Raw genomic sequence first — 14,161 nt, forward strand, 5'->3', positions numbered from 1 at the left:
CGAACGGTCAGGCGGCTGCCACCGGTTGGGTGGGGGTGGTGGCGGTCGAACGGGGTTGGCGGAAAGCATGACAATCGAGCAAATCAAATGACAGGTCTTCCTCATGAATTGGCCAAGTCCCGCCAAGGAGAAGGATTGTGAACGGACGGACAAACCAGGATCTTCCACCCGGACTTTCAGCGGGTTTCAACTCGAACCGAGGCCTGGTACCGGGGCGTTCGGGCGTTCGACGGCCAACCCCGGTGCGCCGGGCGGCCGTTGCCTTCCATTCACACCGGCGCAATGTCCAGGTATGGACCTGGCCGTCCGATTGGCGGGTTCCCGCCACGTGTCGCGCTTGTCCGCCATCAGGACGGCTGGTAGCGGAGGTCCCGTCCGCCGGTACGGTAAGGAGGTGGCCAAGCCCCTCGCACTCGACTTCGATCCGATCGCCCGCGCCGACGAACTGTGGGCCCGCCGTTGGGGCGCCGTGCCCTCGATGGCGGCGATCACCTCGATCATGCGCGCCCATCAGATCCTGCTCTCCCGGGTCGACGCGGTGCTCAAGCCGTACGGCCTGACCTTCGCCCGGTACGAGGCGCTGGTGCTGCTGACCTTCAGCCGGACCGGGGAGCTCTCGCTGTCCAAGATCGGCGAGCGCCTGATGGTCCACCCGACCAGCGTCACCAACACCGTCGACCGGCTGGAGCGGGCCGGACTGGTCGCCCGCCGCCCCAATCCGCTGGACGGCCGCGGCGTGCTCGCCGCGATCACCGAGCGGGGCCGCGAGGTCGTCGAGGAGGCCACCCGGGAGCTGATGGCCATGGAGTTCGGGCTGGAGGAGTACGGCCCCGACCAGTGCCGCCAGGTGTTCGACCTGCTCAAGCCGCTGCGCGTGGCGGCCGGGGACTTCACCGAGCCGGGCGAGGGGGCTGCTCGGGAGCGGCCGTGAGGGCGGCTACCCTCATGGGAGCGGTGCGCGGATCCGGGCGTACCGGCGGATCCGGGCGAACCGGCCGAAACTGCCGAGCGAGGCGAGGAAGAGAATGAAGGCGACCCCCCTGCTGGGCTGGTACCGCGGCCTGGCCATTGCGACCGGCTGCGCGCTGCTGGTGTTCTGCGGCTTCATGGTCGCGAAGTACGGCTTCGACACCGCCGCGGACCTGACCACCTACGTCGCGATGCTGCACGGCTACCTGTACATCGGGTACTTCGTGGTGACCTTCATGCTCGGGCAGAAGCTGAAGTGGCCGCTCGGCCGGCTGGTGCTGACCCTGGCGGCGGGCTGCATCCCCTTCCTTTCCTTCGTCTTCGAGCGCAAGGTGGCCCGCGAGGCCGCCGAGCAGCTCCCGGCGGGCGGCGCCCGCCAGCCGGCCGGCGTCTGAGTCGCACGCGCACCGCGAGGGCGCCCTTCCCCGTCGGGGGAGGGGCGCCCTCGGTGTTTCCCGGCTCTCCCCAGCCGTCCCTCGTCAGCCGTCCCTCGTCAGCCGTCCCCCGTTCTCCGGGCGGGCCTCCATCGACAACTACTAGGACGTCCGAGTAAATTGGTAGGACGTCCTAATAGCTGTGCCGCCCGGTGCCGTGGCGGCCGTACGGAGCGGAGAGTTCGGCCCATGGACGCCGAGGAGATCGAGCGCGGTCGTCAGCGCTGGCAGCAGCGGTACGACAAGGCCCGCAAGCGCGACGCGGACTTCACCACCCTCTCCGGTGACGAGGTGGAGCCGGTCTACGGCCCGGCCCCCGGGCAGCCCGTCGAGGGCTTCGAGCGGATCGGCTGGCCGGGCGAGTACCCGTTCACCCGCGGCCTGCACCCCACCGGCTACCGCGGCCGCACCTGGACCATCCGCCAGTTCGCCGGCTTCGGCAACGCGCAGCAGACCAACGAGCGCTACCGGATGATCCTGGACGCGGGCGGCGGCGGCCTCTCGGTCGCCTTCGACATGCCGACCCTGATGGGCTACGACTCGGACGACCCCAAGTCGCTCGGCGAGGTCGGCCACTGCGGCGTCGCCATCGACTCGGCCGCCGACATGGAGGTGCTGTTCGCCGGCATCCCGCTCGGCGAGGTCACCACCTCGATGACGATCAGCGGCCCGGCCGTACCGATCTTCTGCATGTACCTGGTCGCCGCCGAGCGCCAGGGCGTGGACCCGGCGGTGCTCAACGGCACCCTGCAGACCGACATCTTCAAGGAGTACATCGCCCAGAAGGAGTGGCTCTTCGCCCCCGAGCCGCACCTGCGCCTGATCGGCGACCTGATGGAGCACTGCGCCCAGGGCATCCCGGCGTACAAGCCGCTGTCCGTCTCCGGCTACCACATCCGCGAGGCCGGGGCGACGGCCGCGCAGGAGCTGGCGTACACCCTCGCCGACGGCTTCGCCTACGTCGAGCTGGGCCTGTCCCGCGGCCTCGACGTGGACGTCTTCGCGCCCGGCCTGTCCTTCTTCTTCGACGCGCACCTGGACTTCTTCGAGGAGATCGCAAAGTTCCGCGCCGCGCGCCGGATCTGGGCCCGCTGGATGCGCGACCGCTTCGGTGCCAAGACCGACAAGGCGCAGTGGCTGCGCTTCCACACCCAGACCGCGGGCGTCTCGCTCACCGCCCAGCAGCCGTACAACAACGTGGTGCGTACCGCCGTCGAGGCGCTCTCCGCGGTGCTCGGCGGCACCAACTCGCTGCACACCAACGCGCTGGACGAGACCCTGGCGCTGCCCTCCGAGCAGGCCGCCGAGATCGCGCTGCGCACCCAGCAGGTGCTGATGGAGGAGACCGGCATCACCAATGTGGCCGACCCGCTGGGCGGCTCCTGGTACGTCGAGGCGCTCACCGACCGGATCGAGCAGCAGGCCGAGGCGATCTTCCGGCAGATCTTGAACAAGAGCCGCCTGGACAAGGGCCGCGAGGGCCATGGGATCGGCCCGATCACCTCCGGCATCCTGCGCGGGATCGAGGAGGGCTGGTTCACCGGCGAGATCGCCGAGGCGGCCTTCCAGTACCAGCAGTCGGTGGAGAAGGGCGACAAGCGCGTGGTCGGCGTCAACTGCCACCCCCGCAGCGTCACCCCCGACCTGGAGATCCTGCGGGTCAGCCACGAGGTCGAGCGCGAGCAGGTGCGAGTGCTGGGCGAGCGCAAGGCGGCCCGGGACGACGCGGCGGTGCGGGCCGGGCTGGACGCCATGCTGGCGGCGGCGCGCTCGGGCGAGTCGATGATCCCGCCGATGCTGGACGCGGTGCGCGCCGAGGCGACCCTGGGCGAGATCTGCAACGTGCTGCGGGAGGAGTGGGGGACGTACCGGGAGAACGCGACGTTCTGACCGGCTGACGAACGAGGCCGCCCCGTACGGAACTCCCGTACGGGGCGGCCTCGTGGTGCGCTCGTTCGCGGTCCCGCCGTGCGTTCGCCGCGCGCTCGTTGCGTCTTCGCCGTGCGCTCGTTGCCCCTTCGCCGTGCGCTCAGCCCGTGGTGAGCGGGCCGAGCAGCAGGTCGGTGAAGCGGCGGGTCCACCCGGGGGTGATCGGCTCGCCGCTGACCAGGACCCGGTGTTCGACGGTGCCGGCGATGGTGTCGAAGATGATGTCGACCTCCTCGTGGGCCGACTCGACGCAGGCGTCCGCCCCGAGTTCGCCGCGCGCCTGGGCGGCGGCCCGGCCCTGCCGGACCAGCCGCTTCTGCGGGTCCACGATCGCCTCCCGGATCCGGCGGCGCAGTTGGGGGTCGCGGGTGCCCTCGGCGAACAGCGCGAGCAGGGCGGTCTGGGTCTCGGGGCGGGCCAGCAGGCCGGCGAACTGGCCCACCACGGCCTCGATGTCGGCCCGCAGGCTGCCGAGGTCGGGCATCACGAGTTCGTCGAAGAGGCTGGCGACGGCGTCGACCACCAGTTCGTTCTTGGAGGGCCAGCGGCGGTAGAGCGTGGTCTTGGCGACCCCGGCGCGGCTGGCGACGTGGCCCATGGTCAGTCCGCCCCAGCCGAGTTCGGCGAGGGCCTCGCGGGTGGCGTCGAGGATCGCGAGGTCGGCGGCGGCGCTGCGCGGGCGGCCCTTGGCCCGGACGGTGCCGTCCCGGACGGCGTCGTCCGGGCTCACGGAGGGCTGGGCGGCCGGCACCGGATCTCCTTGCGCTTTACTGGTAAGTAACTTGGGTGGGGCTGGCAACGGTAGCGACGTTCGCCGATTCGGGCAGCCGGGCGGACCGGGAAAGTGGGGCAGGTCACGTCCCCGAAGCGCCGGTGGGGCTTGCGGCCGGGGCACCGGCTGCAGTTACGCTACGACCTGTAGCGAAAGCAGTGACAACCAGGCGCCGCACCCGTGGGACGGGGCGGCGCGGGTGCGGGTGGGGATCCGCGCCGAACGGTTCAGGCTACCGGGGGAAGGGCGCGCCGGCCGGGAACCCGCACCGCGCAGCCCGTGCGGGGCGACTTTCCGGAGGATGGTGCCCGCGAGCAGCGCGGACGGGGGAGGATGGTGCCATGCAGCCACGGAATTCGCGTCCCAACAACACCGCCCTGCGCGGTGCGGTCGACCTCGCCGCAGTGAAGGCGGCTGGAGAGGCCGCCCAGAAGGCCGAGCAGGCCCGGGCCGAGCGGGCCCGCCAGGCGGCCGCCGCCGAAGCGGACGGAGTCGCCCCCCAGCCCGCCTACGAACTCGTCATCGACGTCACCGAGGACACCTTCGAGACCGAGGTCGTCCAGCGCTCCAGCGAGGTGCCGGTCGTCATCGACTTCTGGGCCGAGTGGTGCGGGCCCTGCAAGCAGCTCAGCCCGATCCTGGAGGGCCTGGCCGAGGAGTACGCCGGCCGCTTCGTGCTCGCCAAGATCGACGTGGACTCCAACCAGCTGATCGCCCAGCAGTTCGGCATCCAGGGCATCCCGGCCGTGATGGCCGTGGTGGCCGGCCAGCTGGTGCCGCTGTTCCAGGGCGCGGAGAGCGCCGCCAACGTCCGCAAGGTGCTGGACCAGCTGATCCTGGTCGCCGAGCAGCGCTTCGGCATCTCCGGTGGCGCGGGCGCCCCGGGCGAGGCCGACGCCGCCCCGCAGCGGCCGGAGGACCCGGCGCTGTCCGCCGCGCACGACGCGCTGGACGCCGGCGACCTGGGTGGCGCCATCCAGGCGTACCGGAACGTGCTGGCCGACCAGCCGGGCAACACCGAGGCCAAGCTGGGCCTGGCCCAGGCCCAGCTGCTCAAGCGGATCGAGGGGCTGGACCTCCAGGCGGTCCGCGCGGCCGCCGCCGCCGACCCGAAGGACGTCGCGATCCAGCTGCAGGCCGCCGACCTGGACCTGGTGGGCGGTCACGTCGAGGACGCCTTCGGGCGCCTGGTGGACACCGTCGGCCGGACCTTCGGCGAGGACCGGGACACCGCCCGGCTGCGCCTGCTGGAGCTGTTCGAGGTGATCGGCCCGGACGACCCGCGGGTCGTCGCGGCCCGTACGGCGCTGGCCCGCGTGCTGTTCTGATCCGGGTTCGCGTCGGCTCCGGCCAGGGCCTGGCACCGAGTGCCTGGCACGTTGGATGACCTGCGGTGTCGCCCGGTGATTTGGCGACAATCCGGTCAACCGGACAGAGGTTTACCAAATCTTGATTTCACCCGTGGGTGGTCACGTTCCGTGACTGCCCACGGGTGTTTCATTGGTGTTTCCGGCGGATTTCCTCGTCACGCTTCCTTCAACACGTCACGCACGGTGCAACTCGGGTCAATTTCATGATCAATGCCACCTGCTGTTGCATTACCCGTCAGTAAGGCACCCCTTGTGCTTCGCCCGGGATTCAAGCACGATCGGCCACGCCCGGTCCCAGACTCCACACCCTCCGACAGCCGGTCGGCCAAGCGGAGCGCGGGATCCCCACCGGGTGATCCGTCGGCCCCAGGCCGGCGGTAGGGAGGGCAGGGGGGTATCCGCGGTCCCACGGCGGTTCCTGTCCTCGACCGGCCGCGCGGCCCTGCGCGGTCGCTGGTTGTCGCTCGGGGGTGATCGCCGATGTCGTCGGTCCGACCCGTCGTCCCGCTGGGACGGCCGGTTCCTGGACGGGAGTGCCGCAGTACGCAGGCCGCTCCCGCCTCCGCCGACGCCCGAGGCGCTCTCCGCTACCGAGGACGTAGCTCTCTCCCATCCCAGGCCCCCACCGGCGCGGGACGCGCCGCCGGGGAGCCGGAGATGTACGTCCTAGAAGGAGGACTCGCATGTCCAAGACCTACGGCAAGACCCGCTGGAAGCGCTTCGCCCTGGTGATGGTGCCGAGCGTCGCGGCCACCGCGATGGTCGGCGTCTCGATCGCCAACAGCGCGCTCGCCGCCTCGTTCAGCATTTCCGGCCAGCAGTTCAAGGTCAGCACCGACCAGCTGCACGGCACCAACTTCGCCCAGTTCGGCTCGGTCGACATCGAGGCCAGCGGCAAGCCGCACCCGGTCGCGGTCTCGGCCTTCGACCACGCCGACATCACCAACCTGTGCCAGTCGGTGGTGACCGACCTGTCCGCGTTCGGCCTGGGCAAGATCACCCTCCAGCTGCACGCCGGCACCGAGGCGGGCAAGCCGGTTCAGGCCGACAACCTGCTGATCGACCTGGAGCAGCTGAAGGCGGACGCGACCTTCAGCCAGATGAACATCGGCCAGGACGCCTCCACCCTCTCGGGCACGGCCACCCAGGGCTGGGCCCCGCACGCGGGTGTCACCAAGGCGGGCGGCGGCGCCGGCCTGCCGTCCGGCGCGACCGGCTTCGCCCAGTCCGCCAAGACCGCCGACCTGAGTGGCGTTCAGCAGACCGCGCGGGCCACCTCGGCCGGCACCTTCAAGCTGAACGGCCTGAACCTCGCGCTGAAGAGCGGCGACGGCCCGGGCAACGAGTGCTTCTGAGCCCCGTCTGACGGCACGCCGACCGGCGTGCCCGGGTGAGGCCACTTCGGGCCGGGGGCGGCGGGCACACCGCCGCCTTCCGGCTCTGGGGCCTGTCGCTCGGGTCCTTGCGGGGGCCGAGCGACAGGCCCCATCCCCCTTGTTCTTCCCTCGTAGCGACGTCGAGGAGCTGCACCATGTCCAGCGCAACGGTCGAAACGCGGCCCCGTCAGCAGAACCCCGTCGGGTGGCTCTGGCGGCACTTCCGTGAATTCCGCCGCACCAGGCCCTTCTGGGGCGGCCTGCTGGCCATGATCGCCGGCGTCCCGATCCTCTACTTCCCGTACGCGCACCTCACGTTCGGCGGGCTGACCATCGCGATGTCCACCACGGCGGGCGCCGGGTCGCTGATCATCGGGGTGCTGATGATCATCCTCGGGCTGACCGCCTGGTTCCAGCCCGCCGTACGGGTCTTCGCCGGCATCGCGACCATCCTGCTGACGCTGGTCTCGATCCCGGTCTCCAACCTCGCGGGCTTCGGCCTGTCGCTGCTGCCGGGCCTGATCGGCGGCGGGCTGATGGTCTCCTGGGCGCCGATGCCCGAGCCGTCCACCGCCCCGGCCAGGGGACGGCGCGCCCGTCGTGGCAAGCAGGCGGACAACGCGGTGGCCGAGAGCGTCGCCACCCAGCCGACGGCCGCCGAGCCGACGGCTGCTGAAGCCACCGAGGCCCCCACCGCCAAGCTGCCCGCCCAGGCCGCGCCGAAGGAACCCGCCGCCGAGCCGGCCGCCGAGGCCGCCGTCCCGCAGCAGCCCGCAGCCGGGTCGCAGGAGGAGGCACGGTGAGCGGGCCGGCCGAGCAAGCAGAGGGCACGGCCGTCCCCGCGCAGCGCTCCGGCCGGCACGCCGCGCCGCGGACGCCGGTCCGGGTCCGGCTGAGAGGCCGCGCCCTGGCGATGGCCGCGGTACCGACCGCGCTGCTGATGGCCGCCGCCTACACGCCCAACCCGGCGGTCGCCGAGTCCGCGGCGGGCAAGCCCTGCGGCAACGCGCCGGTGGCCGTCCCGGACGTGACGCCGATCGAGACGCCCGTCCCCAAGAGCGAGCTGCCCGAGCCGCCGCCCGCGTCGTCCGGCACGCCCTCGACCGGCCCGAGCTCGGTGCCGACCACCGCGCCGACCCAGGTGCCGACGACAGCCCCGACCCAGGCGCCGACCACCGCTCCGGCGAAGCCGTCGGCCACCACGACCGCGCCGCCCGCCGCCCGTACCGCCACCACCGGTGGCTCGGGCGCGGTGAGCGCGGTCTACCGGGGCACCGGTGACGGGACGGCCACCGCGAGCCAGGCCGGGCTGATCGATGACCTCGTCGGCGGCATCAACCACCTGCTGAACCCGGGGAGTTCGGCCACTCCGGCGCCCAGCGCGACACCCAGTGCCACCCCCCAGGGGCCAGCCGCCCCGGCCCCGCGGGTCGGTACCCCGGCGCAGCCCGCCCAGCCGCAGGCCCCGGCCGCCGGCACCCAGCAGGCCGCGCCGCCCGCCGCCCAGCCCTCCACCGCCCAGTCGTCCGCCGCCCAGCCCTCGGGCGGGCAGCCCTCGCCGGCCGCCACCGCCACCGGCGGCAAGCCGGGCGCCAAGGCGGCGCCGTCCGCGACCCCGTCGGCGGGCCGGTCGGCCACCGCCACTCCGTCCGCCTCGCCCACCGCGAACCCCAACTGCGACGTGGACGCCCGCAATCTGACCGCCGGCGCGGCCTCGTCGGAGCAGGTCGTCCCGGAGCAGAACTGGACGCTGCAGACCAGCAGGCTCGGTCTGCACGGCGCGGTCTTCCACGGCGTCTACGACGTGAAGACCCCGACCGGCACCAAGCGGGTGCTGAAGTTCGTGGTCGACAGCGTGGACATCGAGAACCTCGACATGTCGACCCTGGAGGGCAACGGCGTCACCTTCCACGTGCAGGGCGCCCCGGGCTCGACCTCGACCATGCGCAACGGTTCGGTCACCATGTACGTGGAGCGGCTGTCCGGCCACCTCTCCAAGCTGCTCGGCCTGCCGATCCCGATCGACCTGGGCGAGATCACCCTCACTCCGGACACCCTGCCGCGCTGGCTGTACGACCTGATCGGCGCCATCCCGATCCCGCTGGACCTGGAGCTGACCGGCGTCACCGCCAAGCAGGCCGGCCAGTTCGGCGGCACCCTGCACATCCCGGGGATGCACATGTTCAACGACAACGCGCCCTACAGCGACAAGTAGGCGACGAGTAGCAGGTGCCACGACGCCCGTGGGGCGGCCCTCCGTCGAGGAGGAGCCGCCCCACGGGCGTCGTGCCGGAGGCCGGTTACTCGCCGTGCGAGCCCAGGCGGTGCACCTGCACCAGGTTGGTGGTGCCGGGGACGCCCACCGGGACGCCGGCGGTGACGATCACGGTGTCGCCCTCGGCCAGCTGGCCCAGCTTCAGCAGCTCGCGGTCGACCTGCGCGACCATCGCGTCGGTGGTGGCCACCTGCTCGGTGACGTACGACTCGACGCCCCAGCTCAGCGTGAGCTGGTTGCGGGTGGCCGCGTCCGGGGTGAACGCGATCACCGGGATCGGCGAGCGGTAGCGGGACAGCCGGCGAGCGGTGTCACCGGACTTGGTGAACGCGATCAGCGCCTTGCCGTTGAGGAAGTCGCCCAGCTCGCACGCGGCGCGGGCGACGGAGCCGCCCTGGGTGCGCGGCTTGCGGCCCGGGTTGAGCGGCTGGAGGCCCTGGGAGACCAGCTCCTCCTCGGCCTTCTCGCAGATCCGGCTCATGGTGCGGACGGTCTCGACCGGGTACTTGCCGACGCTGGACTCGGCGGAGAGCATCACCGCGTCGGTGCCGTCCAGGATGGCGTTGGCGACGTCGGAGACCTCGGCGCGGGTCGGCCGCGAGGCGTGGATCATCGACTCCATCATCTGGGTGGCGACGATGACCGGCTTGGCGTTGCGGCGGGCCAGGGTGATCAGCTGCTTCTGGACCAGCGGCACCCGCTCCAGCGGGTACTCGACGGCCAGGTCGCCGCGGGCGACCATGATGGCGTCGAAGGCGAGGACGATCTCCTCCATGGCCTCGACGGCCTGCGGCTTCTCGATCTTGGCGATGACCGGCACCCGGATGCCGACCTCGTCCATGACCTCGTGGACGTCCTTGATGTCGTCCGCGTTGCGGACGAAGGACAGGGCGACCATGTCGACGCCCAGGCGCAGCGCGAAGCGCAGGTCGTCCTTGTCCTTCTCGGACAGGGCGGGCACGTTCACGGCCGCGCCGGGCAGGTTGATGCCCTTGTTGTTCGAGAGCACGCCGCCCTCGACCACCACGGTCTTCACCCGCGGGCCGTCGACGCTGACGACCTCCAGGGCGATGACGCCGTCGTTGATCAGGATCGGGTCGCCGGGCTTCACGTCGCCGGGCAGGCCCTTGTAGGTGGTGCCGCAGATGTGCTGGTCACCGGGGACGTCTTCGGTGGTGATGGTGAACTCGTCGCCGTTGTCGACGGTCACCGGGCCGTTGGCGAAGGTCGCCAGACGGATCTTGGGACCCTGGAGGTCGGCCAGGACGCCGATGGCCTTGCCGGTGTCCTCCGAGACCTGGCGGACCTTGCGGTACCGCTCCTCGTGGTCCGCGTGGTTGCCGTGGCTCATGTTCAGTCGGGCGACGTTCATGCCCGCCTCGACGATGGCCTTCAGCTGTTCGTAGGAGTCCGTGGCCGGACCCAGGGTGCAGACAATTTTCGCTCGGCGCATATGGATCAGTCTATCCGTTCGTGTTATAGGTGCATTCGGCACGGACCGGGAGGAATCGCCGACGAAGGATCCCGAGGGGCGAGACATTTCCGTGTCAGTCCTCGGACAGCTCGCCCTCCCGGTGCACCAGGGCGAAGGCCTGCCGGGCGATCTCCAGCTCCTCGTCGGTGGGCACCACCGCGACCGCCACCCGGGAGAACGCGGGCGAGATGATCCGGGCCCCGCCCGAGCGCACCGAGTTCAGCTCCGGGTCCACGGCGATGCCCAGCTCCTCCAGCCCCGCGGTGGCCGCCGCGCGCACCGGCGCCGCGTTCTCGCCGACGCCAGCGGTGAAAGCGATCGCGTCCACCCGGCCGAGCACCGCGTAGTAGCCACCGATGTACTTGCGCAGCCGGTGGACGTACGTGTCGAAGGCGAGCTTCGCGTCCGCGTCCCCCTCGTCGGCGCGGCGCATGATCTCACGCATGTCGTTCTCGCCGCACAGGCCGCGCAGGCCGCTGCGGCGGTTGAGCAGGTCGTCGATCTCGTCCACGGACAGGCCGCCGACCCGGTGCAGGTGGAACACCACGCCGGCGTCGATGTCACCCGAACGGGTGCCCATGACCAGGCCCTCCAGCGGGGTCAGGCCCATCGAGGTGTCCACGCAGCGGCCGCCGCTGACCGCCGAGGCGGAGGCGCCGTTGCCCAGGTGCAGCACGATCACGTTGACCTCGGCCGGGTCCTTGCCGAGCAGCCGGGCGGTGGCCCGCGAGACGTACTGGTGCGAGGTGCCGTGGAAGCCGTAGCGGCGCACCCGGTGCTCGTCCGCGACGGCCTTGTCGATCGCGTAGCGGGCCGAGTACTCGGGCATCGAGGCGTGGAAGGCGGTGTCGAACACGGCCACCTGCGGCAGGTCCGGCCGCAGCGCGCGGGCCACCTCGATGCCGGTGATGTTGGCCGGGTTGTGCAGCGGCGCGACCGGGATCAGTCGGCGGATCTCCTTCAGCACCTCGTCGGTGATCACGGTCGGCTCGGTGAACCGCTTGCCGCCGTGCACCACCCGGTGGCCGATCGCGGCCAGCTCCGGGGAGTCCAGCCCGAGGCCGTCCGCGGACAGTTCCTCGGCGACGGCCTTCAGCGCGGCCGAGTGGTCCGGGAAGGCCTGCACCAGCTCGCGCCGCTCACCGGCGCGCGGGGTGTGCACCAGCCGGCCGCCGGCCTCGCCGATCCGTTCGACCAGGCCGGAGGCCAGCCGGGCGCCGTCCAGCATGTCGATCAGCTGGTACTTCACCGACGAGGAGCCGGCGTTCAGAACGAGGACGCGGGTCCCTGCGGTCATGCCTGCGGCTCCTTGCCGTTGTCGTTCCTGTCGTTCCTGTCGTTCCTGTCGTCCTGGGCCTGGATGGCGGTGATCGCCACGGTGTTGACGATGTCCTCCACCAGCGCCCCGCGCGAGAGGTCGTTGACGGGCTTGCGCAGCCCCTGCAGCACCGGGCCGACCGCGATCGCCCCGGCCGAGCGCTGGACGGCCTTGTAGGTGTTGTTGCCGGTGTTGAGGTCCGGGAAGATCAGCACGGTCGCCCGCCCGGCCACCGGCGAGCCCGGCAGCTTGGTCGCCGCGACGTGGGCGTCCACCGCCGCGTCGTACTGGATCGGGCCCTCGACCAGGATGTCCGGCCGCAGCGCGCGGACCAGCTCGGTGGCCTTGCGGACCTTGTCGACGTCCGCGCCCGAGCCGGAGGTGCCGGTCGAGTACGAGAGCATCGCGACCCGCGGCTCCACCCCGAACTGGGCGGCGGTGGCGGCGGACTGGATCGCGATGTCGGCCAGCTGCTGGGCGTCCGGGTCCGGGTTGACCGCGCAGTCGCCGTACACCAGCACCTTGTCGGCCAGGCACATGAAGAAGACCGAGGAGACGATCGAGGCGCCCGGCGAGGTCTTGATCACCTCGAAGGCGGGCCGGATGGTCGCCGCGGTGGAGTGCACCGCCCCGGAGACCATGCCGTCGGCGATGCCCTCCTGGACCATCAGGGTGCCGAAGTAGGAGACGTCGGTGACCACGTCCAGGGCCAGTTCGACGGTCATCCCCTTGTGGGCCCGCAGCCGGGCGTACAGCTCGGCGAACTGGCGCCGCAGCGGGCTGGTGGCCGGGTCGACGATCCGCGCCTGGGCCCGGTCGGCGCCCGGCCCGTCCTGCGGGAGGACGATGCCCAGGGCGGCGGCCTTGCGGCGCACCGCGTCGACCTCGCCGAGCAGGGTGAGGTCGCAGATGTTGCGGCGCAGCAGGATCTCGGCCGCGCGCAGCACCCGCTCCTCGGTGCCCTCCGGCAGCACCACGTGCCGGCGGCCCGCCCGGGCCCGCTCCAGCAGCTCGTGCTCGAACATCATCGGGGTCACCCGCTCCGACCGGCCGACCTCGATCCGGTTGGTCAACTCGACGGTGTCCACGTGCAGTTCGAACAGGCCGAGGGCGATCTCGGCCTTCCGGGGGCTGGCCGCGGTGAGCTTGCCCTCCAGGTGGGTCAGGGTGGCGGCGGTGGGCCAGCTGCCCTCGGGGACGACCGCGACCGGGGTGCCGGGGGCGAGCCGGGCGGCCAGCGCCATCACGTTGGGGCCGGGGTGCTGGCCGAGGGTCAGCAGCACGCCGGCGATCGGCGGGGCACCGGCCGCGTGCGCGGCCAGCGAGCCGATCACCAGGTCGGCGCGGTCCCCGGGGGTGACGACGAGGGCGCCCTCGGTCAGCGCGTCCAGGAAGGTGGGCAGCATGGCGCCGCCGAAGACGAAGCCCCGGACGTCCCGGCCCAGGCCGGCCGCGTCGCCGAGCAGCACCTCGGCGCCGGTCGACTCGACCAGTTGGGCGACGGTCGGGGCGGCCAGCGCCGGCTCCTCCGGGATGACGTAGGCGGGGATCGGCAGCTTCTCGGTGAGCGTGCGCTGGATCCGCTGCTTGGCGGCCGGGGCGGTCCGGTTGGCGATCATCGCCAGGGTCGCGCAGCCGAGGTCGGTGTACGCCCGGTGGGCGTTGCGCACCTCGGCGATCACCGCCTCCGCCTCCTTGCCCTGCCCGCCGACCACGGGCAGTACCGCGGCACCGAACTCGTTGGCGAGCCGGGCGTTGAAGGCCAGCTCGTCCGGGATGTTGGTGTCCGCGAAGTCGGTGCCGAGCACCAGCACCGCCTGGCAGCGCCGCTCCAGTGCGCGGAACCGGTCCACCAGCGCGGAGACCAGCTCGTCCTGCCCCTGGGCGGCCTGCAACGCGGCGGCTTCCTCGTAGGTGAGCCCGTACAGCTCCTGGCTCGGCAGCTCGATCCGGTAGCGTCCGCGCAGCAGCTCCACCACGTGGTCCGACCCCGGCCCCCCGGGCGCCGCCGCGTGCACCAGCGGACGGAACACCCCGACCCGGTCCACCTGGCGGGTGAGCAGTTCCATGACCCCGAGCTCGACCGCCTGTCGGCCGTCCCCCCGGTCGATTCCGGTCACGTACACGCTGCGCGCCACGTGGGTGTCTCCGTCCCGTCGTCTCGGAAGGTCGTCATGTCGACCATACCTTCGCACCCCGAACGGGCGTCCGCGAGCAGAGGGCGGCCGGGGAGGCAAGGGACGA

Annotated in this window: 11 protein-coding genes; 7 read left to right on the plus strand and 4 right to left on the minus strand. The window is 71.9% G+C overall.

Annotation, left to right across the window (positions count from 1 at the left end; genetic code table 11):
* Nucleotides 1-394: 394 nt before the first annotated feature.
* The 3 genes from ACFWIS_RS03605 to ACFWIS_RS03615 all read left to right on the plus strand — a co-directional run bounded on the left by ACFWIS_RS03605 (nt 395) and on the right by ACFWIS_RS03615 (nt 3,293).
* Nucleotides 395-931, plus strand: a complete 537-nt coding sequence (locus tag ACFWIS_RS03605; RefSeq protein WP_380452967.1) for a MarR family winged helix-turn-helix transcriptional regulator — start codon at nt 395-397, stop codon at nt 929-931.
* Between the two features lie 94 nt (nt 932-1,025).
* Nucleotides 1,026-1,364, plus strand: coding sequence for a DUF3817 domain-containing protein (locus tag ACFWIS_RS03610; RefSeq protein WP_380452969.1), 339 nt, complete (start codon nt 1,026-1,028; stop codon nt 1,362-1,364).
* Nucleotides 1,365-1,592: 228 nt separating this feature from the next.
* A complete protein-coding gene (locus ACFWIS_RS03615; RefSeq protein WP_380452971.1) occupies nt 1,593-3,293 on the plus strand; it encodes a methylmalonyl-CoA mutase in 1,701 nt (566 codons plus the stop codon).
* 139 nt (nt 3,294-3,432) lie between these two features.
* Here the strand turns inward: ACFWIS_RS03615 and ACFWIS_RS03620 are convergent, their stop codons facing one another.
* The gene (locus ACFWIS_RS03620) at nt 3,433-4,062 is read right to left on the minus strand and encodes a TetR/AcrR family transcriptional regulator (protein WP_380452991.1); all 630 of its coding nucleotides are present in this window, start codon (nt 4,060-4,062) and stop codon (nt 3,433-3,435) included.
* 383 nt (nt 4,063-4,445) lie between these two features.
* Here ACFWIS_RS03620 and ACFWIS_RS03625 point away from each other — a divergent pair, with 383 nt between their 5' ends.
* The 4 genes from ACFWIS_RS03625 (at nt 4,446) to ACFWIS_RS03640 (ending at nt 9,065) form a co-directional block, all read left to right on the plus strand.
* Nucleotides 4,446-5,432: a tetratricopeptide repeat protein gene (locus ACFWIS_RS03625; protein WP_380452973.1), complete on the plus strand. Its 987-nt coding sequence runs from the start codon at nt 4,446-4,448 to the stop codon at nt 5,430-5,432.
* 725 nt (nt 5,433-6,157) lie between these two features.
* The gene (locus tag ACFWIS_RS03630) at nt 6,158-6,829 is read left to right on the plus strand and encodes a DUF6230 family protein (protein WP_380452975.1); all 672 of its coding nucleotides are present in this window, start codon (nt 6,158-6,160) and stop codon (nt 6,827-6,829) included.
* A gap of 176 nt (nt 6,830-7,005) precedes the next feature.
* Complete coding sequence (locus tag ACFWIS_RS03635) at nt 7,006-7,653, plus strand: DUF6114 domain-containing protein (protein WP_380452977.1); 648 nt, start codon at nt 7,006-7,008, stop codon at nt 7,651-7,653.
* A complete protein-coding gene (locus ACFWIS_RS03640; RefSeq protein WP_380452979.1) occupies nt 7,650-9,065 on the plus strand; it encodes a hypothetical protein in 1,416 nt (471 codons plus the stop codon). The genes ACFWIS_RS03635 and ACFWIS_RS03640 overlap by 4 nt, the downstream gene beginning before the upstream one ends.
* Before the next feature lie 85 nt (nt 9,066-9,150).
* Here the strand turns inward: ACFWIS_RS03640 and pyk are convergent, their stop codons facing one another.
* From pyk to pta, 3 genes are all read right to left on the minus strand, one after another.
* Entirely contained in the window at nt 9,151-10,578 is a 1,428-nt protein-coding gene (gene pyk, locus ACFWIS_RS03645; RefSeq protein ID WP_380459246.1) for a pyruvate kinase, read from the minus strand.
* 94 nt (nt 10,579-10,672) lie between these two features.
* Nucleotides 10,673-11,896 carry an acetate kinase gene (locus ACFWIS_RS03650; protein WP_380459244.1) on the minus strand — a complete coding sequence of 408 codons (1,224 nt, stop codon included), beginning with the start codon at nt 11,894-11,896 and terminating at the stop codon, nt 10,673-10,675.
* Nucleotides 11,893-14,055, minus strand: a complete 2,163-nt coding sequence (pta, locus tag ACFWIS_RS03655; protein WP_380459241.1) for a phosphate acetyltransferase — start codon at nt 14,053-14,055, stop codon at nt 11,893-11,895. The genes ACFWIS_RS03650 and pta overlap by 4 nt, the downstream gene beginning before the upstream one ends.
* Nucleotides 14,056-14,161 lie beyond the last annotated feature (106 nt).

Origin of the sequence: Kitasatospora sp. NPDC127060 (genome assembly GCF_042724935.1) — a bacterium.
Classification (GTDB): Bacteria; Actinomycetota; Actinomycetes; order Streptomycetales; family Streptomycetaceae; genus Kitasatospora.